The 24,844-nt window shown below is 73.4% G+C and carries 24 protein-coding genes; 13 read left to right on the top strand and 11 right to left on the bottom strand.

Translation table 11 applies throughout. The features are described 5' to 3' along the window. Positions 1 to 43 precede the first annotated feature (43 nt). Complete coding sequence (locus EV378_RS00420) at positions 44 to 1,264, top strand: coiled-coil domain-containing protein (RefSeq protein ID WP_165922080.1); 1,221 nt, start codon at positions 44 to 46, stop codon at positions 1,262 to 1,264. A 350-nt stretch (positions 1,265 to 1,614) separates the two neighbouring features. Here EV378_RS00420 and EV378_RS00415 read toward each other — a convergent pair whose 3' ends face one another. Both EV378_RS00415 and EV378_RS00410 read right to left on the bottom strand, forming a co-directional pair. After that, on the bottom strand, positions 1,615 to 2,430 hold the full coding sequence (locus tag EV378_RS00415; protein ID WP_132420735.1) for a potassium channel family protein: 816 nt from the start codon (positions 2,428 to 2,430) through the stop codon (positions 1,615 to 1,617). Between the two features lie 179 nt (positions 2,431 to 2,609). Next, positions 2,610 to 3,878: an FAD-binding oxidoreductase gene (locus tag EV378_RS00410; RefSeq protein ID WP_165922079.1), complete on the bottom strand. Its 1,269-nt coding sequence runs from the start codon at positions 3,876 to 3,878 to the stop codon at positions 2,610 to 2,612. Positions 3,879 to 3,948: 70 nt separating this feature from the next. On the opposite strand from EV378_RS00410, the gene EV378_RS00405 reads away from it, so the two are divergent. Next, positions 3,949 to 4,836, top strand: a complete 888-nt coding sequence (locus tag EV378_RS00405; RefSeq protein WP_132420731.1) for a LysR family transcriptional regulator — start codon at positions 3,949 to 3,951, stop codon at positions 4,834 to 4,836. Between the two features lie 4 nt (positions 4,837 to 4,840). On the opposite strand, the gene EV378_RS00400 is transcribed toward EV378_RS00405, so the two are convergent. Continuing rightward, on the bottom strand, positions 4,841 to 5,641 hold the full coding sequence (locus EV378_RS00400; RefSeq protein WP_132420729.1) for a hypothetical protein: 801 nt from the start codon (positions 5,639 to 5,641) through the stop codon (positions 4,841 to 4,843). Between the two features lie 134 nt (positions 5,642 to 5,775). Here EV378_RS00400 and EV378_RS00395 point away from each other — a divergent pair, with 134 nt between their 5' ends. The 3 genes from EV378_RS00395 (at position 5,776) to EV378_RS00385 (ending at position 8,455) form a co-directional block, all read left to right on the top strand. Continuing rightward, a complete protein-coding gene (locus EV378_RS00395; protein ID WP_132420727.1) occupies positions 5,776 to 6,663 on the top strand; it encodes a DUF3097 domain-containing protein in 888 nt (295 codons plus the stop codon). Positions 6,664 to 6,714: 51 nt separating this feature from the next. Then, on the top strand, positions 6,715 to 7,167 hold the full coding sequence (locus EV378_RS00390) for an NfeD family protein (RefSeq protein WP_132420725.1): 453 nt from the start codon (positions 6,715 to 6,717) through the stop codon (positions 7,165 to 7,167). A 73-nt stretch (positions 7,168 to 7,240) separates the two neighbouring features. After that, complete coding sequence (locus tag EV378_RS00385; protein WP_132420723.1) at positions 7,241 to 8,455, top strand: SPFH domain-containing protein; 1,215 nt, start codon at positions 7,241 to 7,243, stop codon at positions 8,453 to 8,455. 121 nt (positions 8,456 to 8,576) lie between these two features. On the opposite strand, the gene EV378_RS00380 is transcribed toward EV378_RS00385, so the two are convergent. The 5 genes from EV378_RS00380 to EV378_RS00360 all read right to left on the bottom strand — a co-directional run bounded on the left by EV378_RS00380 (position 8,577) and on the right by EV378_RS00360 (position 12,212). Then, positions 8,577 to 9,332, bottom strand: a complete 756-nt coding sequence (locus EV378_RS00380; RefSeq protein ID WP_132420721.1) for an energy-coupling factor ABC transporter ATP-binding protein — start codon at positions 9,330 to 9,332, stop codon at positions 8,577 to 8,579. Further along, complete coding sequence (cbiQ, locus tag EV378_RS00375; protein WP_132420719.1) at positions 9,317 to 10,081, bottom strand: cobalt ECF transporter T component CbiQ; 765 nt, start codon at positions 10,079 to 10,081, stop codon at positions 9,317 to 9,319. The genes EV378_RS00380 and cbiQ overlap by 16 nt, the downstream gene beginning before the upstream one ends. Then, positions 10,081 to 10,458, bottom strand: a complete 378-nt coding sequence (locus tag EV378_RS00370; RefSeq protein ID WP_132420717.1) for a PDGLE domain-containing protein — start codon at positions 10,456 to 10,458, stop codon at positions 10,081 to 10,083. Before EV378_RS00370 ends, cbiQ begins: the two co-directional genes overlap by 1 nt. Next, positions 10,455 to 11,186, bottom strand: a complete 732-nt coding sequence (locus EV378_RS00365) for an energy-coupling factor ABC transporter permease (RefSeq protein WP_207908531.1) — start codon at positions 11,184 to 11,186, stop codon at positions 10,455 to 10,457. The genes EV378_RS00370 and EV378_RS00365 overlap by 4 nt, the downstream gene beginning before the upstream one ends. Before the next feature lie 153 nt (positions 11,187 to 11,339). Further along, the gene (locus EV378_RS00360) at positions 11,340 to 12,212 is read right to left on the bottom strand and encodes a glycosyltransferase family 2 protein (protein ID WP_243653547.1); all 873 of its coding nucleotides are present in this window, start codon (positions 12,210 to 12,212) and stop codon (positions 11,340 to 11,342) included. A 360-nt stretch (positions 12,213 to 12,572) separates the two neighbouring features. On the opposite strand from EV378_RS00360, the gene EV378_RS00355 reads away from it, so the two are divergent. The 5 genes from EV378_RS00355 (at position 12,573) to EV378_RS00335 (ending at position 17,876) form a co-directional block, all read left to right on the top strand. Further along, positions 12,573 to 13,595, top strand: coding sequence for a glycosyltransferase family 2 protein (locus EV378_RS00355; protein ID WP_243653197.1), 1,023 nt, complete (start codon positions 12,573 to 12,575; stop codon positions 13,593 to 13,595). Between the two features lie 61 nt (positions 13,596 to 13,656). Beyond that, positions 13,657 to 14,034: a hypothetical protein gene (locus EV378_RS00350; protein ID WP_132420713.1), complete on the top strand. Its 378-nt coding sequence runs from the start codon at positions 13,657 to 13,659 to the stop codon at positions 14,032 to 14,034. Positions 14,035 to 14,054: 20 nt separating this feature from the next. Further along, positions 14,055 to 15,491, top strand: coding sequence for a lipopolysaccharide biosynthesis protein (locus EV378_RS00345; protein WP_132420711.1), 1,437 nt, complete (start codon positions 14,055 to 14,057; stop codon positions 15,489 to 15,491). Beyond that, positions 15,488 to 17,464, top strand: a complete 1,977-nt coding sequence (locus tag EV378_RS00340; protein ID WP_132420709.1) for a hypothetical protein — start codon at positions 15,488 to 15,490, stop codon at positions 17,462 to 17,464. The genes EV378_RS00345 and EV378_RS00340 overlap by 4 nt, the downstream gene beginning before the upstream one ends. Positions 17,465 to 17,537: 73 nt before the next feature. Then, positions 17,538 to 17,876, top strand: coding sequence for a hypothetical protein (locus tag EV378_RS00335; protein WP_132420707.1), 339 nt, complete (start codon positions 17,538 to 17,540; stop codon positions 17,874 to 17,876). 43 nt (positions 17,877 to 17,919) lie between these two features. On the opposite strand, the gene EV378_RS00330 is transcribed toward EV378_RS00335, so the two are convergent. After that, a complete protein-coding gene (locus EV378_RS00330) occupies positions 17,920 to 19,404 on the bottom strand; it encodes an NAD-dependent succinate-semialdehyde dehydrogenase (protein WP_132420705.1) in 1,485 nt (494 codons plus the stop codon). 59 nt (positions 19,405 to 19,463) lie between these two features. Between EV378_RS00330 and EV378_RS00325 the strand changes: the two genes are divergently transcribed. Both EV378_RS00325 and EV378_RS00320 read left to right on the top strand, forming a co-directional pair. After that, positions 19,464 to 20,639 (top strand): acyl-CoA dehydrogenase family protein, encoded by a 1,176-nt coding sequence (locus EV378_RS00325; RefSeq protein WP_132420703.1) that lies wholly within the window; start codon positions 19,464 to 19,466, stop codon positions 20,637 to 20,639. Further along, on the top strand, positions 20,639 to 21,718 hold the full coding sequence (locus EV378_RS00320) for an acyl-CoA dehydrogenase family protein (protein WP_132420701.1): 1,080 nt from the start codon (positions 20,639 to 20,641) through the stop codon (positions 21,716 to 21,718). Before EV378_RS00325 ends, EV378_RS00320 begins: the two co-directional genes overlap by 1 nt. 220 nt (positions 21,719 to 21,938) lie before the next feature. On the opposite strand, the gene EV378_RS00315 is transcribed toward EV378_RS00320, so the two are convergent. Together EV378_RS00315 and EV378_RS00310 are read right to left on the bottom strand one after the other, a co-directional pair. Continuing rightward, the gene (locus EV378_RS00315; RefSeq protein ID WP_243653196.1) at positions 21,939 to 22,409 is read right to left on the bottom strand and encodes a pyridoxamine 5'-phosphate oxidase family protein; all 471 of its coding nucleotides are present in this window, start codon (positions 22,407 to 22,409) and stop codon (positions 21,939 to 21,941) included. Positions 22,410 to 22,418: 9 nt separating this feature from the next. After that, a complete protein-coding gene (locus EV378_RS00310; RefSeq protein WP_132420699.1) occupies positions 22,419 to 23,576 on the bottom strand; it encodes a cobalamin-independent methionine synthase II family protein in 1,158 nt (385 codons plus the stop codon). Positions 23,577 to 23,660: 84 nt separating this feature from the next. Between EV378_RS00310 and EV378_RS00305 the strand changes: the two genes are divergently transcribed. Beyond that, positions 23,661 to 24,842: a type III PLP-dependent enzyme gene (locus EV378_RS00305; protein WP_243653195.1), complete on the top strand. Its 1,182-nt coding sequence runs from the start codon at positions 23,661 to 23,663 to the stop codon at positions 24,840 to 24,842. Positions 24,843 to 24,844: the final 2 nt, after the last annotated feature.

Genomic DNA, 24,844 nt, shown 5'->3' with positions numbered 1-24,844 from the left:
CTGGTTTGATGTTTTGTAACCTCGAACTGGTAGCGTCGATCCCGTGGACGACGGGGCCGTGCGCTGCGGATACAGCCGATGCCGGGCCGAACTGCCCCCGCCGGGGTCGCGCGGTGGCAGGCCGCGCGCGTTCTGCAAGGAGACCCGCTGGCCGGGCGGGAAGACCTGCGCGCAGATGGCCCGCGCCGAGCGTGAGGCGCTCGGTGCACTCGGGCTGGACTCCGGTGCGGGCGCCTTCGCGCTGGACGCGGACCGGCTGCGCGAGCACGTGACGGCCGTCGCCGAGCCGGTGCGGGGTCTCGTCGACGCGCTGGAGGCCACCGGTGCCCGACTCGACGAGGTGCAGCGCGACGCCGTCGACGCCGTGGAGACGGCGCGCGGCCGGACCGCGCAGGCCGAGCAGGAACGCGTGCGGGCCGAGGAGGAGCGGGACCGGGCCGACGCACGGGCACGGGAGGCGGTCGAGAAGGCCCGCGCCGCCGTCGTCGAACGCGACGAGGCGGACGCCCGTGCCCGCGCCGCGGCCGAGCAGGCGATGCGCGCCACCGAGGAGCTCGGCGCCGCGCGGGCCCGCACGGAGGAGGCGACCGCCGAGACCGCACGCGCCCGTGACGCGGCCGACCGCGCGTCGCAGCGGGCCGCGGAGGCCGAGCGGGACCGGTCCGACGCCGTCGCCGCCGCGCAGCGGTCCGACGCCGAGCGGACCGCGGCCGTGGGCCGCTCGAGCGAGGTGACCGACGAGTTGCGCCGGGCCCGGGCCGACACCGACGCCCTGCGCGTCGACCTGGCAACGGCTCACGCCGGCGCGGCCGAGGACCGCCGTCGCGCCGATGCGGCCGATGCATCCCTCGCCTCGGCCCTCGCCCGCGTCGACGAGGTCGTGGCCGAACGCGACGCTCTCGCCAGGGACGCCGACCGCCTCCGGATCGAGCACGAGTCCTCTGTGCGGGAGACCGACCGGCTCCGCACCGAGCTCGACGCCCGGACCCAGGAGGTCGAGCGGCTCAGCGCCGAGACGGACGACCGGGGGCGCGAGGTCGAAAGGCTCCGCGTCGAGTCGGACGATCGCGCACGCGAGGTCGAACGGCTCCGCGAGGAAGCGGACATCGGGGCCCGCGAGATCGAACGTCTTCGCGCCGAGGTCGCGACTCAGGTCCGGGACGTCGACGGCGGACGGTCGTCCGGGCGCCTCCACCCGGACGATCTCCGCGCCCTGGCCAGAGCCCTCCGCGCGTCGGCCCGGGATGTTGGCGGCGACGCCTGATCACAGCCCGGTACCGCCGGTAGCGCGCCGGGTCCTCTCCGACCCCGTCGGTCGCGGTTCGGGGCCGGAGGGCCGTGCGGCGCTTGCGCGCTGATCCGGAGAACGCGCACCGATTCGGAGAACGCGCGCGACCGGCCGGGTGCGTTCTCCGGCTGTGCGCGCGTTCGCCGATGCGGGCCGGCTCGGCCGGTGCCGGACTCGGCAGGGTGTCGCCGCTCGCGAGCCGTGACGGATCCGCACAGCAAGAACGTCACGGTCGACCGTGATCAGTCACAGTGGAGGAAGACGGCCACCGGTGGCCGCTCCGCTCCGCACTCGCCGATCATGGGCTGGCCGAAAAAGGGGGACGGTCAGTGCGGCGGGGGAGCAGGGTGGCCGGGGCGTTCCGGCGCCGACCACTCCAGCTCGTCGACGCGGCGGCGGAGGGCGCGCAGCTCGGTGAGTACGGCGTCCCAGTCGGCAGGGCCCGGGCCGACCGGCGGTGTGGTGGGAGCGGACTGCTCGGCCGCCTCGGCTCCGATGCGTTCCAGGAACCAGCTGGCGATCCCGGCCGTCACAGTTCCCAGTACGGCGATGCCGGCCAGCATCAGCCCGGCCGCGACGAGGCGACCCTCGGTGGTGACCGGGTATCTGTCGCCGTAGCGGACCGTCGTGATCGTGGTCAGGACCCACCAGAGCGCGTCGCCGAACGTCGTGATCGATGAGTCCGGGGCGTCCCGCTCGGCCTCGTACACGCCGAGCGCGGCCACGAACGACAGCAGCGACACGGCCACGACCAGCGACGTCCCGACCCGGCCGCGGAAGTCGTCGCGCAGGACCCTGCCGAGCGTGGTGACGGCGGCGAGCAGGCGGAGCAGGCGCAGGAACCGGAAGAACGGTGCCAGCACGACGAGCAGGTCGATCGGGTGCGTGACCACGAACCGGACCCTGCGGCGGGCTTTCGCGAGACGGACGACGTAGTCGACGACGAACACGCCCCAGACCACCCAGAGCGCGACCTCCAGCACCGTCCACAAGGTATAGCCCGGGCGGGTGGCGAGTACCTGTACGGCGTAGACCAGCAGGAACACCGACGCGACGACGGTGAGCGGCATGTCGGTCCGCTGCTCCCACGCCTCGAGTCGCGACTCGTCGACGGCCGCATCGGCGTGCGGCGGGTGCACCATGCGCGGACCCTATACGCCGCCCGGCCACACGGCGGAAGGCCGCGAGCCGGCAGCCCACGAGCCGGTGCAGTCGGCCGAGCGGCGGGGTTGGCGGGGCGCCGGGGAGGCCGTCGGCGACGGCGCGAGCGGTGGCGGACCGACGCCGCCGCCCACGCTCGGCGGTCGCGGGACGGGAATGCTCAGGACGGGCGCGGGCCGAAGGCGAAGGCGCGGTTCGTGCCGGTCCGACGCGAGGCGAACGGTCCCAGCGCCCGCGTCGGGTCGGCGGCGGCCACGGCACCGGCCGGGTCGTCGATCGCCTGCTCGGGATCGAGAGGGGCCAGCGCGGAGACCAGGTATCCGGCGTTCCGGCCGTCGACCGTGTCCGGAACGTCGGCCGGGCGGGCGAGCGCACCGCCCAGGTGCCGGATCCCGACCACGGTCATCGGCCCGTCGAGTGTCGCGACGGCGTCCAGGCCGTCCGCGGCGAGGTCGTCCACGAGCACGTTGTCGCCGGTGTAGGCGTGCGGATCGGCGGGCTCGGCGTGCACGCGGTGCCCGTCGGTGGGTCGCAGCGGGCCGACCGTGTCGTGGCGCGGCCGCACGGCGGAACGCAGCGGCGCGACGAGCCGCCCGGCCGCGGCCGCGTCCCCGCGCACGACGATCGCGATCCGCGCGACGCGACGACCGCGCAGCGCGGGCGGGATGACGTCCCGGTCCGGGTAGGGCACGACCGACATCCCGGCCGTCACGTCGTCGGGCAGGTCACGCGTCCACTCGTGGAACGCGTGCAGCGCCGCCGGGTCGCCGGGCTCACCGACCGCACCGAGGTCGTGCACGAGCGCGCCCCCGGTCAGCGGGCCGGCGGGCAGCAGTCCGATCGTCATCGCCGTGACGACCTCACCGGGCGCCGGACCGGACCCGCGCAACCGGGCGAACGCGGCCGGATCGGAGTCGGCGGTCACCGAACCGGAACCCGAGGCGTCGACGACCTCGAACGCGCGGACGTGGTCGGTGGCCCAGCCGTCGGACCGTGCGACCAGCCCGATGCCGCCGCCGAACGTGTAGCCGATCGCGCCGACTCCGGGGAAGCTGCCCGACGGCGGGCGCAGGCCGTGCGCCTCGGCGGCCTCGACGACGGCACCCCAGCGGACCCCGGCCCCGACTCGGGCGGTCCGCGCGACCGGGTCGATCGCGACGCTGTCCAGTCGCCGCGTGTCGATCAGCACCCCGCCGCAGGCGCCGTCCCGGGTGCCGTGGCCGGACGCCAGCACGGTCACCGGCAGGCCGCGGTCGGATGCGGCCCGGACAGCGGTCCGGACCTCGGACGTGGTCCGCGGCACGACGGTCACGTCCGGGCGGTGCCGGACGCCCAGCTGGAAGCCGGATGCCGCGGGCGTCGCGCCGACGGCGTCGGGCTGCAGGTCGGTCAGGTCGTCGGCGAGGCCGGTGCGCCGTGTCGTGGTCATGGATCCAGCCTGGGTGAGCCGGTGGCAGAAGTCGAAGAGCTGTCTCATCTGGGCGCTAGCATCCACAGTTATGGAACTGCGCCACCTGCGCTACCTCGTCGCCGTCGCGGAGGCCGGCACGGTCACGGCCGCCGCGGCAGAGCTGCACGTCGCACAGCCCGGGGTCAGCGCGCAGCTGCGCCGGCTCGAACGGGAGCTCGGCGAGCAGCTGTTCGACCGCGGGCCGCGCGCCGCGACGCTCACCGAGGCCGGCCGGGCGGTCCTGCCGCACGCCCGTGCCGCGCTGGCGGCCGTCGAGGGGACGCGGGAGGCCGTCGCCGCGCTGCGGGGGCTCCTGTGCGGACGCGTCGCCGTCGGGATGGCGTCGTCGCTGCCGGACACCGTGCTGGCCGACACGGTCGCCGACTTCGCCGTGGAGCATCCCGGCGTGACGGTGTCCCTGCGCGAGGACACCGCCGACGCGCTCCTGCACGGACTGCGCGGAGGCGACCTGGACGTCGCCGTCCTCGGGTCGTCCGGCGACCTCCCGGACGGGCTCGACGGCGTCGTCGTGCAGGACGAGCGGCTGGTCGCGGTCGTCGGCGCGGACGATCCGCTGGCCGGGCACCCCGCCGTCGGGCTCGACGAGCTGGCCGGCCGGGCACTGATCTGCCTGCCGGTCGGGCACGGGCTGCGGGCGTCGTTCGACCGGGCCTGCGAGGCGGCCGGCGTCGCGCCGCGGGTCGCGTTCGAGGCGGGCGCGATGTCGCTGCTGATCCGCCTCGCCGCGCGCGGGGTCGGCGTCGCGATCGCCCCGGAGCCCGCCCCGACCGCGCCCGCCGTGCAGGCACTGGACCGGCAGCCGGTCGTCGTGCCGCTGCGACCGGAGGTGCGCACCCGGCTGATGCTGGTCTGGCGGGCCGGCTCGGGGTCGGGTCCCGCGGCACGGGCGCTCGTGGACCGTCTGCGGCCGAGCTGACGCCTCAGGTCCGCGGGACCGACGACACCAGCACGCGGACCGCCTCGGCGACCGCGGCGCGTCGGGCTATCCGCACCGCGGTCTCGATGGGGCGCAACGCTTCCCGGCGGGCGTCGGCCGCGGAGGCGGACAGCGCGCCGCCCGGGTCGTCGCCCGCCGCGGCGGCGAGGATCGCGTCCACCTCGTCGGCCTGCTGCAGCACGCGCAACGCCTGCGGCGGCATCCCGGACGGCCACAGCGCCTGCGGGCGGGCGCGCAGTGACGCGGCGATCTCCTCGCGCACGCCCGGCCGGTGGCGGGCCACGCCGAGATCGGTGAGCGCCGACGCCGACGTGCGGACCTGGTCGCGCAGGTCCCGCTCGGCCTGGTTCAGCGGCACGTACTCCGGCACCGGGCCGGGATCCGGGACCGGGTAGACCGTCCAGCGCACGACGCCGTCGGCGATCGCGCCGGGGACGAGACCCATACCGGCGTCGGCGAACAGGACACCTTCACCGGCCGTCGTCGCCTCCCGGCTGAACCACCCGGGCCCCGGCAGCCCGCGCACGTCGCCCGGCGCGGGCAGCACGACACGGGCCTGGCCGCGCGGGGCGGTGCGGCGCAACGCCGCGAGCAGCATGGCCAGCGACGTCGGTGACCGACCCGGCCCGGGCAGGCCGGTCGCGGACGCGGTGGCGTCGTCGGCCGCGAGCGCGTCGTGCGCGTCGGACCACGGCGCCAGCGCGTCCAGCACGTCGTCCGGTGCGGCGGTCCCGGCCAGCCAGGCCGAGGCCCACACCGCCAGGGTCGCTGAGGCACGGGGCACGATCGTCAGGCTAACGACCACACGGCCGTGGCACAGCCCGGCCTCCGCGGTGACTTCCGGTCGCGGCGTGTGAACGGCCGACGCCCGCGTGTCGTGCACCCGGGTGGCGGGGCCCCGACCGCGATACTCCGGAGATGGCCCGTACTCCCGAGAGCAGCGTGCGGAACGAGCGTCCGCACGACTACCGCGGCGCGTTCGACGCCGGCGGCACCCGGACCGTGCGGAAGCGGGAGATCCCGGAGGTCCCCGCGGAGCCCGGGCTCGTCGTCGAGGATCCGGCGAGCGGATTCTGCGGCGCCGTCGTCGCGATCGACGCCCGGGACGTGACGCTCGAGAACCGGCACGGAGGACGACGGGTGTTCCCGCTCCGCCCGGCCGCGTTCCTGTACGAGGGGGCCCCGGCGACGCTCGTGCGGCCTTCCCCGCCCGGCGCGGGCGGAGCGGGCAGTGGCACCGCGAAGCCCGCCGGACCGGCCCGATCCGCGTCCGGCTCGGTGCACGTCGCGAACCTGAGGGCGCGCACCGCACGTGCCGCGCGGATCTGGGTGGAGGGCATCCACGACGCGGCGCTGCTGGAGACGGTCTGGGGCCACGACCTGCGGGTCGAGGGCGTCGTCGTCGAACCGCTGCACGGTGTCGACGACCTCGCCGCCGCGGTGCGCGAGTTCGGCCCGAGCCCGGCCAGGCGGCTCGGGATCCTCGTCGACCACCTCGTCGACGGCTCGAAGGAGACCCGGCAGGCGGCCGCCGTCGCGAGCGAGCACGTGCTGGTCACCGGCCACCCGTACGTCGACGTGTGGGAGGCCGTGAAGCCGTCCGCGGTCGGCATCCGCGCCTGGCCGAAGGTCCCCCGCGGGACGGACTGGAAGACCGGGGTGTGCGACGCGCTCGGATGGGGTGAACCCGCCGACGGTGCACGACGGGTGCTGGGTGCCGTGACGAGCTACCGCGACCTGGAGACGCCGTTGATCGGCGCGGTCGAGCGGTTGATCGATTTCGTGACGGCGGCCCACGAGGGATAACGATCCGGCGATCCGGGACCCCTCCGGCAGCGGTTCTGGCAGTGTGGAGGCATGTCACCAGGGCTGATCTGGCTGCTCGCCGGAGTGGTGCTGGTCGGCGCGGAGACGATCTCCGGTGAGCTGTTCCTGCTCATGCTCGGGGGAGGCGCGCTCGCCGCGGCGGTCGGTGCCGCGTTCGGGCTGGGCTGGCTGGGCAGCGCCGTCGTCTTCGCGGTCGTGTCGGTGGCGCTGCTGCTGGCCGTGCGCCCGGTGATCCGTCGGCGGATGGAGGCGAGCAGCCCGTCCCTTGACACGCACCACCGGACGATGGCCGGTCGCGAGGCCGAGGTCGTCGAACGCGTGGACGGCGAGAGCGGACGGGTGCGGATCGCCGGCGAGCTGTGGTCGGCCCGGTCGCTCGACGGGCACGAGGTGATCGAGGCCGGCGCCACGGCCACCGTGATGGAGGTGTCCGGCGCCGTCGCGCTGGTCACCGGCCGGGACGAGCTCCCCGGCGGCGAATAGACCTCCACGGTCCCGTCCGGGGTCGTGGTACCGGGCGCCGGTGACGGCGCGAAGAAGGTGGAGGGGGAGTCCGATGGAAGCGGGAACGCTGATCGTCGTCGTGATCCTGCTCATCCTGGTGATCACGGTCGTCGTGAAGTCGATCGTGATCGTGCCCCAGGAATGGGCGTACATCATCGAGCGGCTGGGTCGGTACCACAGCACGCGTGAGGGTGGACCGGCGATCCTGGTGCCGTTCGTGGACCGCACCCGGGAACGGGTCGACCTGCGTGAGCAGGTCGTGTCGTTCCCGCCGCAGCCGGTGATCACGCAGGACAACCTGACGGTCAACATCGACACCGTCGTGTACTTCAAGGTCAACGACGCGAAGTCGGCCGTCTACGAGATCGCGAACTACATCGCGGGCGTCGAGCAGATCACCACGACGACACTGCGCAACGTCGTCGGCGGCATGACGCTGGAGCAGACGCTCACCTCGCGGGACCGGATCAACACGGTGCTGCGCGGCGAGCTGGACGAGGCGACGAACCGGTGGGGGATCCGGGTCGGCCGCGTCGAGATCAAGGCCATCGACCCGCCGCCGTCGATCCAGGAGTCGATGGAGCGGCAGATGAAGGCCGACCGCGAGAAGCGGGCGATGATCCTCAACGCGGAGGGCCAGCGGGAGTCGGCCATCCGCAGCGCCGAGGGTCAGAAGCAGTCCGCGATCCTCACCGCGGAGGGCTCGAAGCAGGCCGCGATCCTGGCGGCCGAGGCGGAGCGGCAGGCCGAGATCCTGCGGGCGCAGGGTCGTCGTGCCGCCCAGTACCTCGAGGCGCAGGGCGAGGCGAAGGCGATCGAGAAGAAGTTCGCCGCGATCAAGGCCGGCAAGCCGACGCCCGAGCTGCTCGCCTACGAGTACCTGCAGACGCTGCCGGAGATGGCGCAGGGTGAGGCCAGCAAGATGTGGGTCGTGCCGAGCGACTTCGGCAAGGCGCTCGAGGGCTTCACGCGGATGCTCGGCGCACCGGGGGAGGACGGGGTGTTCCGCTACACCCCGAGCCCGGACGACGGCCCCGCGTCCAGGCCCGCGGAGGACGACGAGTCGGTGAAGGACTGGTTCGACACGTCCACCGACCCGGAGATCGCCCGCCAGGTCGCCGAGGCCACGGCCGCGGCCCAGAAGGAGGTGCCGGCCGCGAACGAGCCGTCCGAGCCGGTCGAGGACCGGGGACGGACGCAGCCGGTCGGCATCGAGGCCGCTCCTCCGCCCGGGGTGCACCCGCACCCCAACGGCCAGAGCGGCTGACACCACACCAGCCGCGCACGGACCGCCGACCCGACCCGTCCTCCCTACCCGAACGAACGGCACCTTCGGGCAATCACCTTGCTCGAAGGTGCCGTTCGTTCGGAAAGGGGGGTGGGCTCGCTCAGGCCAGGACGAAGCCGAACGGGAGCTCCAGGCGGTGGCGGGCGAGCAGCTCGTCGTCCGCCAGGAGCTCCCGGGTCGGCCCGTCCGCGACGACGGTGCCGCCGTCGAGCACGACGCTGCGCGGGCAGAGCTGCAGGGCGTACGGCAGGTCGTGGGTGACCATCAGCATCGTGCGGTCCAGCCGCAGCAGCACCTCGGCCAGCTCGCGGCGGGCCACCGGGTCCAGGTTCGACGACGGCTCGTCGAGCACGAGGATCTCCGGGTCGCAGGCGAGCACGGTGGCGAGCGCCACCCGTCGCCGCTGCCCGCCGGACAGGTGCAGCGGCGACCGGTCGCCGTGCTCGGCCATCCCGACGGCGTGCAGTGCCTCCTGCACCCGCGCGCGCAGCTCGGGGCCGCGCAGCCCGAAGTTCGCAGGCCCGAACGCGACGTCCTCGGCGACGGTCGGCATGAACAGCTGGTCGTCGGGGTCCTGGAACACGATGCCGACGCGGCGGCGGATCTCCTGCAGGTTCCGCTTCTCGACCGGGAGCCCGCCGACCTCGACGGTGCCCTCCCCGCCCGTCAGGATCCCGTTGAGGTGCAGGACGAGCGTCGTCTTCCCGGCGCCGTTCGGCCCGAGGAGTGCGACCCGCTCGCCGGACGCGATGTGCAGGTCCACGCCGTAGAGCGCCTGATGTCCGTCCGGGTAGGCGTAGGCGAGGTCGTGCACGTGCAGGGACGGGACGCCAACGCCGGTCACGTCAGGGCCCATCCGGTGCCGGCCAGCAGGAGCGCGACGGCGGCGGCGGACAGACCGGTGGCCCACTGCCGGGCCGTCGCCGGGTCGTCGGCCATCGGCGGCATCGCACCGGTCCAGCCGCGGGACAGCATCGCCAGATGGACGCGCTCGCCGCGCTCGTAGGAGCGGACGAACAGCGCCCCGACGCCGCGGGCGGTGGCGGCGGCCTGCCAGAGGAACCGGGGGTCGTGCCCGCGGGAGATGCGCGACAGGCGCATCCGCCGGGCCTCCCCGGTGATCACGTCCGCGTAGCGCAGCATCAGCGTGGCGATCGTCGTGACGATCGCCGGTGCGCGCAGGCGCTCGAGCCCGAGCAGCAGGTCGCGCATCGGGGTGGTCGCGGCCAGCGTCAGCGACGTCAGCACCCCCAGCGTGCCCTTGATCAGGATGTTCCACGCGCCGAGCAGTCCGGGCTCGGACAGGGTCCGTCCCAGCACCTCGACGGTCGGATCGGGGCCGGTGAACGGCAGCAGCACGGCCAGCACGACGAACGGCGCCTCGATCACCGACCGCTTCAGGATCCAGCCCGGCCGGATCCGGGCCGTCGCCCACACGGCGGCCAGCAGCACGGCGAAGCCGGCGAACACGCCGAACGCCTCCCGCGGCGTGGCGACGACGCAGACCACCACCAGGAACGCCGTGACGATCTTGACCTCGGGCGGGAGCCGGTGCACGGGGGAGTCCCGGTCGAGGAAGAGCGGATGGGCGTGTCCCGCGCCCACTACTCCGGCCCGCCGGACCCGCCACGTCGGCGCAGCACCCAGAACAGACCGCCCGCGAGCAGAACCGTCACCACCACGCCGACGACGCCCGCGACGCCGTTCGTGCCCTCGGCGCCGCCGACCGTGTAGTCGGCGAACGGACCGGAGCCGAGCGCGTGGTCGCCCTCGTTCTGCGCGATGCAGGTGCCCCGGAGCTGCTCCTCGCCGTCCACCTCGACGGTCTGGCAGCCGTTCAGCGTCACGGAGTCCAGCCCGTCGGGGTCGCCGGAGGCGAAGTAGGAGATGGCGCCGGCGATGACGAGTGCCACCAGCAGGAACCCGGCGAAGAACGCGATCGGGCGGCGGTTCCGCGTGGAGCGGACTCCTCGCTCGGTCACTGGACCCTCCCGGTCGAGTCGGCGCCGCCCGCCGTCGCGGTCCGGCGTTCCAGTGGCGTCGCGCTGCCGCGCAGCAGGTACACAAGGTCTGGCCGGATCGCCGCGACGGCACCGACGGTGGCCGCCGTGATCACGCCCTCACCGATCCCGATCAGCACGTGCAGGCCGACCATCAGCACGAACACGGTGCCGAGCGTCGCACCGCCCGCACCGCCGATCGCGTACTCCAGCACGAAGCCGAGCGACGCGACGACCGTGTTCACCAGCGCCGCGACGAACGCGGTGGTGATCAGGCCGGCGCGCGAGCGCTGCGCGAACCGGCGCAGGGCGGTCGCGACCAGGAACCCGGTCAGCACGCCGATCACGGCCATGTTCGTGATGTTCGTCCCGAGCGCGGTGATACCGCCGTCGGCGAACAGCAGGCACTGCACGACCAGCACGATCGAGATGCAGATCATGCCGACCCACGGCCCGACCAGGATCGCGACGAGGGCCCCGCCCAGCAGGTGCCCGCTGGCACCCGGCAGGATCGGGAAATTGATCATCTGGACGGCGAACACGAACGCCGTCACCAGGCCCGCCATCGGGGCCGTCCGGTCGTCGAGATCGGCCCTGGCCCGCCACAGGGCCACCGCCAGCGCCACGATCGCGACGACCCCGAACGACAGGGCCGTCCCGCCGTTCACCAGCCCGTCGCTCATGTGCATGGCGACCGCATGCGTCTCCATCGCCACCTGCCTCCCACGCGAACGGGTCGCCCGGCTCCGTCGTCCGGGGACCCGCTCATTGAACGCGGTGTGATGGCTCCCGCAAAGGGGTGGCAGGTGGCAATTCGTCGAGCCTGCCCGACCGGGGCGGTACGGCCCGTCGAAAAGGTCAGGTCAGGCGGCCTTCTCGGCCGACTCGTCCTTGCGGGCGGCGAGCTGGGACACGCGGAACAGCGCCTTGCGACGGGCGCGTCCGAGCGGGGCGGCGACCTTGCCGATCGCCCGGTCCAGGCCGCCGACCTCGAACGCGCCGGACCCGGCGAGCTCCTCGGTGAGCATGCGCTGCTCGTCGTAGATCCCCTGCTCGTTCTCGGCCGAGACCGAGCCGCGCTGGATTCGGAACGCGGCCAGGGTCTCCGGCACGCCGAGGAAGTCGCCGTACTGCAGCAGCCGCATCCAGCAGTCCAGGTCCATGATCAACCGGCGGTCGGTCCGCCAGCCGCCGGACGTGACGAACTGCTCGAGCCGGAACAGGACGGCGCCGGGCTCGCCGATCGGGTTGGCGCCGTTGCGGATCACCCGCCGCGCCACCTCGCTGCCGCTGTGCGTCCCGACCAGCCCGCCGCCGAGCCCCCGCCGCGGGACGATCACCCGGCTCTGTTCGTCGATCATGTGCCGCCGGGAGGCGACGACGGCGATGGCCGGGTCGTCGCGCATCGGCGGGACCTGCAGCTCCAGGCACCGCGGGTGCAGCAGGTCGTCCGCGCACAGGAGCTTGACCAGCGGCGCCCGGCAGAGCTGCACGGCGCGGTTCCAGTTGTCCGGCTGGGAGAGCGTCTCCCGGTTGAACTCGACCCGGATCCGCGGGTCCCGGAACGACGTCGCGATCTCGGCGCTGCGGTCCCGGCTGGCGTTCTCCAGGATCACGAGCTCGAAGTCCCGGAACGTCTGGTCGAGGACGCTGCGGACCGTCTCGGCGAGGAACGTCTCACCGTTGTACACGGGGATGCAGACCGAGACGCTGGGCTGGTAACCGCCGGGACGCATGGACACCTCATCCTTGCCGGGCCCGTGCGTCGGGCCGATGTCGAGGGGCGTCACACGGTACCGCCGGCCCCGGTGGCCACGATCACCCGAGGGTCCGACGGCCTCGGGGCGCGTCGAGGGAGCCGCGGAGCGGTCCGTAGAGTACGGCGCAACGGTCGCAGTGTCCCCGCCGACCAGAGTAGGAACTATGCTCCGAATGGTGTACGTGGCCGTTCGGGGGAACGACGGGGGTCACGTAACGCGACCGAGGTCCGGAGAGATACACGGGTTGACCCAACTCCAGCCCGCCGGTGTCGCTGCAGCCGCCGGACCGAGAGCCCGCCTTCGTGCGCGCCAACGACCGATCGATCGGGGAGACCGGTGACCCAGCGCCCAGCACAGCGCCCCGCGCAGTTCCGCCCGCGCGAACCACGCGTGTCGGTGATCGTGCCGACCCGCAACGAGGCCAGGAACCTCGAGGTGGTCCTGCCCGCCGTCGCAGCCGTCCGGCCTGCCGTGCACGAGGTCCTGGTCGTGGACGGCAACTCCGTCGATGGCACCGTCGAGACGGCCGCCCGGGTGCTGCCGGACGTCCGGATCGTGATGCAGACGCGCAAGGGCAAGGGCAACGCGATGGCGTGCGGGTTCGCCGCCGCCACCGGCGACGTGCTCGTCATGTTCGACGCCGACGGGTCGGCCGACCCCCAGGAGATCCCGCGGTTCGTGCAGGCGCTCGTGGACGGCGCGGACTTCGCCAAGGGCAGCCGGTTCGTCCGCGGCGGCGGCAGCGACGACATCACGGCGCTGCGCAAGACCGGCAACTACGGCCTGAACGGCGTCGCGAACCGCCTGTTCGGCACCCGCTACACCGACCTCTGCTACGGCTACAACGCGTTCTGGGCGGACATCCTCCCGCTGCTCGACCTGCCGGGTGTCGACGAGCCGCCGAACCAGGACGGCACGATGCTCTGGGGCGACGGGTTCGAGATCGAGACCGTGCTGAACTGCCGGGTGGCGGTGGCAGGCCTGTCGATCTCCGAGGTCCCGTCGATGGAGCGGGAGCGGATGTTCGGGCAGACGAACCTGAGGACGTTCGCCGACGGCACGCGGGTCCTGCGGACGCTCGCCGCCGAGCGGAGGCGGGCGAACCGCGTCACCGGCACGACGGTGCCGGTCGCCGGAACGGTCGACGAGATGGCGTCGCCCGTCCAGCCGGGACCGGTCGACGCACCGACACTGCCCGCCGCCGCGCCGGTCCCGCCGGTCCTGCCGGAGGAGGCCGCCGCCGGGCGCACGCGGCAGCCCGCCCCCGGACCGAGGCCGCACCGCCAGGCCGCCGACGACGGGGCGGCTCGCAACGACTCGGTGGGCGTGCGGTACGCATGGGGCGAAGAGGCGTCCTGAACGCCTCGCCCCCCGGTGACGGACCACGTCCCGAGGTACCGCGACGAAGGAGACAACTGCGGTGAGCATGCCGTCCACGGGTGAGCTGACCCGCGCCCGTACGGCGCGGAGGTACGTGGCGATCGCGCTGATCGTCGCCGGCGTGCTCGCCTGCGCGCTCAACCTGGTCGGCATCTCGGGCGGGGCCTTCGGCGAGGTGCGCCTGCTCCTGACCATCGGGTTCCTGCTGCTCGGGCCCGGCTGGGCGGCCGCAGGCTTCCTGCGCCGCGCCCCCGCCGCCCACGTGTGGCTGCTGACCGTGGGCGTCGGGGTCGCGACGACGCTGATCGTCGGTCAGCTGATGGTCTCGCTCGGTGCCTGGTACCCGAGCGTCGCGCTGTTCCTGATCACGCTGCTCAGCGTGCCGTTCCTGTTCAGGCACGCCGTGGTCGCGCAGTGAGGCCGGTCGACCAGCGGCGCATGCCGACCCGGTCGTTCGATCCACCCACCGTCCCCGGTCGGCACGCCGGCGCCCCGTTCCGCCCGGTCATGCCGAGCGGCCCGCCGGACGACGCGGTCACCCAGCAGCTCACCCCGGTCGGCCGGCCGGACATGCCGCCGCCGGCGTCACCGCCCGGCACGAACCGCGAGAACGGCGGCATCGGCGACGGCCTGGCGCTGTCGATCGCGTCCGCGCTCGGCTCGGTGGCGGGCCTGCTCACCTGGCTGATCGCGGCGTGGATCATGCCGCAGGAGCAGGTCGGCAAGGCGACCGAGTTCGTGTCCGCGTTCCAGCTGATCGGCGGCGTCGCGCAGCTCAACCTCGGCGTCGGGCTGCTGCGCTGGCTGCCGAACTCCGGACGGCGGTCGGTCCGCCTCGTCTGGGGCAGCCTTCTGCTGATCATGCCGCTGTCCGGGCTGGTCGGGCTCGTGTACGGGATCGTCGTCCCGAGCATCGCCGAGACCGCGTCCGGCGACCGCTCGTTCGGCTTCGGCCTGCTGCTGCTCGTGCTCGCGTGCGCCGGATGGGGCGTGTTCGTCGTGCACGACTTCATCGTCGTGGCGCTCGGGCGACCGTGGATCGCCGTCTGGCGCAACGGCACGTTCGCCGTCGTGCGGATCGGCATGCTCCTGCTGCTCGGCTCCGCCTACGCGGCGGAGGGCATGGTCCTGTCCTGGGTGATCCCGATCGTGATCTGGATCGCGATCGGGTCCGGTGTCGTCTGGTGGCTGACCCGCCGGTACGCGAACGCGCACACCGGGGGGACGCTGCCGTCGCGGGCCGACATGGCGCGGTTCCTCGGGCCGACCGCGCTCGCCCAGCTCGGCAACGCCCTGCTCTACAACCAGGTCCCGCTGCTGGTGAACCTGCGCCTGGGCAACGAGGCGGGCGCCGCGTTCTTCATCTGCTGGCAGGCGGTGACGGTCGTCGACATCGCGGCCGTGTTCTTCATGAACTCGCTGGCCGTGCACACCGCGCGCGAGCCGCACCGCGCCGCCGAGCTCGCCAGGGCCGCGCGCCGCCGGATGCTGCTCCTGTTCCTGCCGGTGCTCGCGCTCGGCGCCGTGCTGGGCCATCCGGTGCTGTCCATCCTCGGCGAGGGTTACGCGGCGGCCGCTCCGGCGCTCGCCCTGCTGATGGTCGGGCTCGCGTTCCGGCTGATCGTGGTGTTCGATCTGGCCCAGCGACAGGCGCGGGGCGACGGGATGGGCTTCGCGAAGGTCCAGCTGACGAACACCGGGCTGATTCTGGCGGTGGCGGCGTTCATCCCGCTGGCGACGTTCGGCTCGGTGCCGCTGGACACGCTCCTGATGCCGATCGTGCTCGGATATGTCGTGGTGCAGGCGCTCTGCGCGCTGTTCCTGCTCGTGCGTCCCTGGCTGAAGCGCCGGGCGAACCCGGAGGTGAAGTCGTGACGTCGGAGACCCGTGGGCGCGGAAGGGAGCAGGCCACGTCGGCGAACCCCGCCGAGGCGACCCGCGCCGTCCGGCCGGCCCAGGGCGGCGCCGAGTCGACGCAGTTCCTGAGCCCCGCAGAGGGCGGCGTCGGCGACGCGACCCGCGCGGTCCGCGCGCCGTCGCCCCATCCACCGGACGGCTCCGGCCCGTCGGGTACCCCGCTGTCCCCGCTCTGGATCTGGGGCGCCCCGGTTCTCGCCGTGCTGTCCGTGGTGCTGCTGCCGCTGGCCGCCGCGACCACCGACCTGAGCCAGCTGGGCGGCTGGGGCCTTGCGGCCGTGCTGTCCCCGTTCGGCTGGCTGGCGCTGGCGCTGGCGGTCGCGTGCTGCGTCGTCGAGCTGTGGTCGCCGCGCCCGCGGATCCCGATGCTCGGTGCGGCCACCGGCGTGCTGATCCTCTGCACGTTCGGCATGCCGTCGGTGGTCATGCCGCAGGCCCGGTTCACGACCGCGTGGCTGATCGGCGGGTTCGTCGACTCGCTGGCCGGGACGGGCGTGCCCCCGACCGGCATCGACGCGCGCTTCTTCTGGCCGGCGTTCTTCGCCCAGTGGGCGTTCTTCCGGGACGCGGCGGGTGCCGACAACCTGGACTCGGTCATCCGCTGGTTCCCGGTCGCGGTCGTCGCGTTCTGGGCGATCGGCGTGTACGCGCTCGCCCGCTCGATGCTGGGTGGCAGCCGCGCGCCGTGGGTCGCGGCCTGGCTGTTCCTGGGCCTGAACTGGATCGAGCAGGACTACTTCTCGCCGCAGGCCACCGGCATCGTGCTGCTGCTGACCGTGCTGACGTTCGCGCTCGGGCCGCTCGCCACCCGTCGGACCGACACCGCGGGCGTGCCGGGATGGCCCCGCCCGCACCGGGACGCCGCCCCGCTGCCGCGCTGGCGGCGCTGGCTCGTCGCGACGATGACGCCACCGAACCAGCCGACGCTGCCTGCCAGGCAGCTGCTGCTGATCTACTTCTGCGCGTCGCTCTGCCTGATCGCGGTCGCGCCGACACACCAGCTGACGCCGTTCGCCATCATCGGCCAGCTCGTCGTGCTCGCCGTCGTCGGCCGGTTCCGCGGTCGCGGGCTGGTGATCATCGCAACGCTGGCGGTGATCGTCTACATCCTGATCGCGGCGCGCGACTTCTGGCTGACCCAGATCAGCATGATCACCGGCGGGGACGACTCGGGCGGTGCGGTCCAGGCCGGCTTCTTCGAGCGGCTGCAGGGCGACCCCGGCCAGATCGCGGTGAAGATGCTCCGCGCGCTGATGCCGGGTCTGACCTGGCTGCTGGCGATCGCGGGGGCCTGGGTCTACTGGAAGCGTCGCCGCGACCTGGTGCCGATCCTGCTGGCCGTGGTGCCGATGGGCATGGCGGCCGTGCAGAGCTACGGCGGCGAGCTGCTGCTGCGCATCGTGCTGTACGGCCTGCCGGTCCTGACGATCCTCGGTGTGGACGCGCTGCGCGCGTTCGTGCGCTCGGACCGTCGCCGGGAGTGGGCGATGGCCGCGTGCATGCTGCTGTTGATGCCGTTGCTCGTGCTCATCCGCGGCGGCAACGACGCGTACATGGACGTCACGACCGAGGACGTGACGATGACGCGCCAGGCCTACGACCAGGCGCCACCCGACTCGTTGGTGCTGCCGTTGTCGCCGGTCGGCCCCTACGGCCTCGAGGGGATCGGCGAGCACAACAAGGCTCCGGGCGTCGAGGGCTGCACCTCGCTCTACGACGGCACGAACGACCCGTTGCGCTGCATCGACCAGATCCAGCCGACGACGATCCTGTTCTACGGGTCCATCGAGAAGCAGGGCGTCGTGCTGTACAACCAGCCGCCCGGCTGGAGCCTGAAGATCAAGGACCAGCTGATCGCGTCCGGGACCTACCGCGCGACCTACGACAACGGGTTCGACGCGATTCTCGTGAGGACGGTGCCGGGACGATGAGCGAGCGTCAGCGAGCGAATCATCAACACAGCGCTCCCGCGAAGCGCCGGCCGAGCGTCAGCGAGGACGTGCAATGAGTGGAGCGCTGCTGACCTGGCTCTCGTTCGCCCTGGTGCTGGCCGTGTTCGGGGCCAGGGCCTGGGTGGTCGAGACGAACCGGGGACGGTTCACCACCGGCGGCGCCGCGCAGCGCGGCATGACCGTCGCCGCGGGCGCGTCGGTCGTGCTGCTGGTCGTGATGCTGACGTTCAACGGCGGCGTGGAGCTGACCGACCTGCTGATCAACGGCGAGGCGAACACCACGGCCCCTGCCGACGGCGCGCAGGTCGCCGGCGGTGGGCAGAATGGCCCGGCCGCGGGCGCTCCGGCACCGGCCGCTCCGGCGGCACCCGCCGCACCGGCGAACCCCTGACCGGCTCCCGGGCGTCCGTGCCGCGGACGCCCGGGAGACGCCGTCAGCCGGAGAAGCCGATCGCGACGTACTTGGTCTCGAGGAACTCGTCGATCCCGACGTTGCCGCCCTCGCGGCCGAGACCGGACTCCTTCACGCCGCCGAACGGGGCCGCCGGGTTGGACACGAGCCCCGTGTTCAGCCCGATCATGCCGCTCTCCAGGTTCTCGGCGATCCGCAGTGCGCGGTTCAGGTCGCGCGTGTAGACGTAGTTGACCAGCCCGAACTCGGTCGCGTTGGCCGCGTCCAGTGCCTCCTGCTCGGAGTCCACCACGGTGATCGGCGCGACCGGCCCGAAGATCTCCTCGTGGTTGAGCCGGGAGTCCGCCGGCACGTCGGTGAGCACGGTCGGCGGGTAGAAGTAGCCCGGGCCGTCCTGGGCCTTCCCACCGACGGTCACGCTGGCCCCGTTCGCGACGGCGTCCGCGACGAGGTCGACGACCTTGTCCAGGCCCTTGCGGTCGATCAGCGGGCCGACGTTCACGCCCTCCTCGGTGCCGCGCCCGACCTTCAGCGCGCCCATCCGCTCGGCGAGCTTGCGGGAGAATTCCTCGACGACGCCCCGCTGCACGTAGAAGCGGTTCGCTGCGGTGCACGCCTCGCCCATGTTGCGCATCTTCGCGACCATCGCGCCCTCGATCGCGGCGTCCACGTCGGCGTCGTCGAGCACGACGAACGACGCGTTGCCGCCCAGCTCCAGGGAGGCCCGCAGCACCTTGTCGGCGGCCTGCTCCAGCAGCTTCTTGCCGACCGGGGTGGAACCGGTGAACGAGATCTTGCGCGCCCTGCCGTCGCGGATGATCGGCTCCATCACGCCGCCCGCGTCCGTCGCGGTGATCACGTTCAGCACGCCGTCCGGCAACCCGGCGTCGCTGAGGACCTGCGCGAACGCAAGCATCGTCAGCGGCGTCTGCGGCGCCGGCTTGATGATCGACGCGCAGCCGGCCGCGATCGCCGGGGCGATCTTGCGGGTGCCCATGGCCAGCGGGAAGTTCCACGGCGTCACGAACACGCACACGCCGACGGGCTGGCGGATCGTCAGGAACCGGGTCTGGCCGTTCGGTGCGACCTGGTAGCCGCCGTCGATCCGGACGGCCTCCTCGGAGAACCAGCGCAGGAACTCGCTGGCGTAGACGACCTCGCCCTTCGCCTCGGCGAACGGCTTGCCCATCTCCAGCGTCATCAGCAGGGCGAGATCGTCGATCCGCTCGTGCAGCAGGTCGTAGGCCCTGCGCAGGATCTCGCTGCGCTCGCGCGGGGCCATGGCGGCGATGCCGGGCTGGGCGGCGTGCGCCGCGGCCAGTGCGTCCATACCGTCCTCGGGGGTCGCGTCGGCGACCTCCTTCAGCACCTCACCGGTGGCGGGGTCCTCCACCTTCGTGGTGGCACCGTTCCCCGACGCGCGCCACTGCCCGCCGATGAACAGGCCGGTCGGGACGGCGTCGAGGACCTTGCGTTCGTGATCGGCTGTCGTAGCGGCAGAGCTCATACCGGGAACGTACCCCGGGTCACGGTGCTCTATCGCGGCTCGTGGGTGAGGATGGCGACGTGACCCTCACGAAGCTGCCCGAGCTCGTTCCGGAACCCGTGGAGCTGCCCGGTCACCTGGCGGAGCTGCGTGCCGAGGTCCGGGAGTTCCTCGACGCCGAGCGCGACGCCGGTGCCTGGACGCCCGGTGCCGACGTGTGGTTGTCCGGCTGGGACGCCGACTTCTCCAGGCGGCTGGGGAAGCGCGGCTGGCTCGGCATGACGATCCCCACCGAGTACGGCGGGCACGGGCGTGGCGCGCTGGACCGCTACGTCGTCACCGAGGAGCTGCTCGCGGCCGGTGCGCCGGTGGCCGCGCACTGGGTCGCGGACCGGCAGATCGGCCCGTCGCTGATGCGGTTCGGCACCGAGGAGCAGCGGACGGCGTTCCTGCCCGGCATCGCGCGCGGCGAGATCTACTTCGGCATCGGGATGTCCGAGCCGGACTCCGGCTCCGACCTCGCGTCGGTCCGCACCCGCGCCACGAAGGTCGACGGCGGGTGGTCGCTGTCCGGGACGAAGGTCTGGACGTCCGGCGCGCACCACGCGCACGCGTTCTTCGCGCTCGTGCGCACCGAACCCGTCGACGACGAGAACCGGCACGCCGGTCTCTCGCAGCTGCTGGTCGAGCTGGACCGGCCGGGCATCACGATCCGCCCGATCCCGCTGCTCACCGGTGCGCACCACTTCAACGAGGTCGTCTTCGACGACGTGTTCATCCCCGACGAGCGCGTGTTCGGCTCGGTGGGGTCCGGCTGGAAGCAGGTGACCGGCGAGCTGGCGTTCGAGCGCTCCGGACCCGAGCGGTTCCTCTCGACGTACCCGCTGCTGGCGTCGCTGGTCGGCGCGCTGACGGCGTCCGGGGACGTCGACGCCGGAACCCGCCGGGAGGTCGGCTCGCTCGTGGCGCGACTCTGGACGCTGCGGCGGATGTCGCTGGCCGTGGCGGGCGCCCTCGAGTCCGGTCAGGCGCCGGAGCTGGCCGCGGCGCTGGTGAAGGACCTGGGCACCCGGTTCGAGAACGAGATCGTCGACGCGGCGCGGCTGCTGGTGTCGATCCCGCCGGACCCCGGGGCGTCGTCGGGATTCGCTCGTCTGCTGGCCGACTCCGTCCTGCACGCGCCGGGCTTCACGCTGCGCGGGGGCACGAACGAAGTTCTGCGCGGCATCGTCGCGCGGGGGATGGGACTGCGCTGATGGCTTCCTCCGACCTGCACGAGCTCGCCGAGTCGATCGTCGACGACGCCTACGACGCGGACGCCACCGGTTTCGACGACGGCCTGTGGGCCACGCTGGAGAAGTCCGGTCTGGCCCGGCTGACGCTGCCGGAGGCCGCCGGCGGTTCCGAGGGCTCGTTCGACGACGCCGCCACACTGCTCGAGGTGGCGGGCGCGTACGGCGCGCGGGTGCCGCTCGTCGAGACCGACCTGCTGGGCGGCTGGCTCGCGCACGCGGCGGGCCTGGAGGTCCCGGACGGGCCGCTGGTCGGCGTCGCGGCGACGGACGGCGCGTCGTCCACCGGCGCCGGAGCAGCCGCGGGCGGTGGCGCGCCGGACAGCGCGCTGTCCGGCGCCGACGACGGCACCGTGTCGGGCACGCTGGCCCGCGTGCCGTGGGGCCGGTCCGTCGCGGCCGTCGTGGCGCTGGTGGGGGAGCGGGTGGTGGTGCTCGATCCGTCGGTCGCGGAGATCACCGAGGGGACGAACGTCGCCGAGGAGCCGCGGGACACGCTGATGTACTCCGGCGCCACGCCGCTCGCGTCCGGGTCCGCTCCGCCCGGAGCGGCGCAGGAGCTGGCGCTGCGGGCGGCCCTGGGTCGGTCGCTGCTGCTCGCCGGTGCGGCGCGTGGGGCGCTGGCCCGGTCGATCGGCTACGCGGGGGAACGGGTCCAGTTCGGACGGCCGATCGGGAAGTTCCAGGCCGTGCAGCAGCAGCTCGCCGAGGCCGGCAGCGAGGTCGCCGCCGCGGCGGCCGCGTCCGGTGCCGCCGCCCGTACCGCGGCCGAGAACGGGTTCGCCGCGTCGTCCACCGCGTTCGCCGTCGCCGCCGCCAAGGCCCGCTGCGGCGAGGCGGCCACCGCCGTCGCCCGGATCGCGCACCAGGTGCACGGCGCCATCGGGTTCACCCGCGAGCACGACCTGCGTGTGGTCACGACCCGCCTGTGGGCCTGGCGCGACGAGGACGGCAACGACGCGTACTGGAACGACCGCGTCGGCACCGCCGCCCTGGACGCGGGGGAGTACGGCCTCTGGCCCCTGGTCACCGGCAGCCCCTGATCGCCGGTCCGGCGTCGATCGGAGCCACGGGCGACGCCGATCCGCCCCGAACCGCCGATCACGGGGTTGTGGGTCGGGGGAGCCGGCCCCGCGCGCGAGGCGATCGCTCGCCGTAGATCGGCGGTCGGGTGTCGATCGGCGCCGCTGGTGGCCCTCGAGCGCACCGAACCGGTGACCATGGCCGCGCCGGCCGGTCCCGACCCGGGCGCGATCGCCGGGCTCAGCCCTGTGGGATCTTCCGGAAGTCCCAGCTGCTGATCTTCTCCGGGCGCAGGCGCAGCCACGCGTGCCGGCCGTCGATCACGACGTGCCCGGCCGTGTAGCGGTCGGCGAACGCCTGCTCCACCCGCGCCAGGTCGGGGTTCGGTTCGCCGGTCCGCGGCACCTCACCGACGACCTCGACCGTCCCGCGGATCTCGACGCCGCGGAGCTGGGAGTAGTCGTCGTGCCCGGCGTCGACGACGGCGGCGATCCGCGGGTCGGCCATCAGGTCCGTCCAGCGCTGGCTGCGCGACAGCGACGTCAGCCACAGGAACTCGCCGTCCCAGAGGTACCAGAGCGGCGTCGCATGCGGGCCGTTCGTGCCGTTCGTCGCGACACGGACGGTCCGCTCGGAGTCCAGGAACGCCGTCACCTCGTCCGGCGTCATGGCGATCCTGCGGGAACGGCGTTGCTGCTTCGGTGCGGTCACACCGTCAGGTCACCACAGGCGCGACGACGCGATGCGGGCGCCCTCGGACAGCGCCGCGAACTTCTCCCACACGACGGTCGGGTGCACCTCCGGGTGGAACGACGCGCGCGAGGAGAACCCGCAGTCCGCGCCCGCGATGACGTTCTCCCTGCCGACGATCCCGGCGTACAGCTCGATCGTGTCCGCGATCAGCTCCGGGTGCTCGACGTAGTTCGTCGCGTGCCCCAGCAGACCCGGGATGAGCACCTTGCCCTCCGGCAGCGTGACGTCCTTCCAGATCTTCCACTCGTGCTGGTGGCGGGGGTTCGCGACCTCGAACGAGTACGCGCCGGCGTTCACCTTCAGCATCAGCGGGGCGATGTCGCGGAAGTCGAGGTCGTGGACGCGCGGACCGTGGTTCAGGCCGTAGCAGGTGTGCAGGCGGATCTTCTCGGTCGGGATGTCGCGCAGCGCGTGGTTGAGGATCTCGATGTGCGCCTCCGCGTCGCGGCGCCGCTGTTCCGGCGTGGTGGCCGGGTTCTCCGAGAGGTACTCGATCAGCCACGGGTCGTCGACCTGCAGCAGGAACCCCGCGTCGATGATCCCGAGGTACTCCTCGCGCAGCGCCTCGGCGACGGCGGACAGGTAGTCGGTGTAGGAGCCGTAGTACTCGTTGCGTCCGAACCCGGACGGGCTCGTCGACGGCAGGAACGCCTCGGTGACGGACGGGTGGTCGGCCAGGGCCGCCTTCAGGTTCGCGACGTCGATCGCGAGCTGGTCGTGCCCGTCGTAGGTGACCGGGCCGGTGCAGACCATGGTCATCATGGGGCTGACCTGGTCCTTGTACTTGCCCAGGTAGTCGGCGTAGTACTCGGGGAACCGGTCGATCTCGACCTGCCAGGACGGCGGCATCAGCTTCTCGCCTGCCCCGGGCTCGAAGCCGGCGAGCCGGTCCTTGACGTAGGTCAGGAAGCTGACCTTGCTCATCTCGCCGTCGGTGACGACGTCGATGCCGGCGCGGACCTGCTCGGCCACCACGTCGCCGACCGCGGAGGTGACCCGCTTGGCGTAGCCGTCCGCGTCGTAGGGGCGGCCGTGCTCGCGCTCCCGCATGATCTCGAGCAGGTCGTGCGGCCTGCCCAGGCTGCCGACGTGGGTGGTCAGGATCCGCTCGGTGCTCCGCTGCATGGTTCCGGGACCGTAGGAGCGCGGTCGCCCCGCGGCCATGGCGCCGTTCCGCTCCCGCGAACCGGGGGAGGGAGGATCACCGGCGTGCACGAACCGACCGCCGCCCTGGAGCACGCCCTCGACACGGCAGGCGTCACGCCGGTGCTCGCGCTCGACCCGTCCGTCGTCCTGGACCGGTACCGCGCGATGCGGGACGCGTTCGGGGCGCGGCTGCTCTACGCCGTGAAGGCCTGTCCGGAGCCGGCGGTGCTGCGCGCGCTGGCCGCCGAGGGCGCCGGGTTCGACGTCGCGAGCCACGCCGAGATCGACCTGTGCCTGGCCGCGGGGGCCGACCCGTCGTCGTTGTGCCACGGGAACCCGGTCCGTGGGCCCGGCTCCGCCTCGCGCGCCCACGCCGCCGGGGTGCGACGCTTCGTCACCGATTCGGCCGAGGACGTCGATGCACTGGCCGCCGAGGCGCCCGGCGCGCGCGTGCTGGTGCGGCTGCTGGTGGCGGACACCGGGTCCGCGACGCCGTTCTTCGGCAAGTTCGGCGCCCGGCCCGGCGAGGCCGTGCGACTGCTGGAACGAGCGGCGGCGGCCGGGCTGGACGCGGCCGGGGTGACGTTCCACGCCGGCTCCCAGCAGACGCGCCCGCAGACCTACGCCGACGCCGTCTCGGTCGCGCTGTCCGTGGCCGGACGGGCCGGGATCGCCCGCCCGGAGCTGGACCTCGGTGGCGGGTGGCCGGTGCCCTACCGCGAACCCGTGCCCGGTCCGCACGAGTTCGTCGGCGCCGTCCGGAGCGCCGTCGACGACGCCGTGCATCGTGGCACCGTGGACGGGGTCGACCTGCTCCTGGAGCCCGGACGGGCAGTGGTCGCCGAGGCGGGCGTGCTGCGGACCCGGGTGCTGCGGGTGTCCCGACGACCGGGCGTCGACCACCGCCGCTGGGTGTACCTCGACGTCGGGCGCTACCAGGGCCTGGCCGAGACCGAGGGAGAGGCGATCGGCTATCCGCTGCGTACCCCGGCGCGATCCGGCCCGTCCGGTCCGGTCGTGCTGGCCGGTCCGACCTGCGACGGTGACGACGTGATCTACCGCCGCACCCCGTGCGCGCTGCCGCTGGACCTGGCCGCCGGCGACGTCGTGGACCTGCTGTGCGCAGGGGCGTACACGTCGAGTTACGCCTCGGTCGGCTTCAACGGGTTCGGGCCGTTGCCGGTCGTGATCGCCGGAGCGCCCGGCGGTCCGGACAGGTCGCCGGGTGGAGCCGCTGATCACTGATC

Source organism: Pseudonocardia endophytica (genome assembly GCF_004339565.1).
GTDB classification, from domain to species: Bacteria; Actinomycetota; Actinomycetes; order Mycobacteriales; family Pseudonocardiaceae; genus Pseudonocardia; species Pseudonocardia endophytica.
This window is presented reverse-complemented; position numbering and strand designations above follow the sequence as displayed.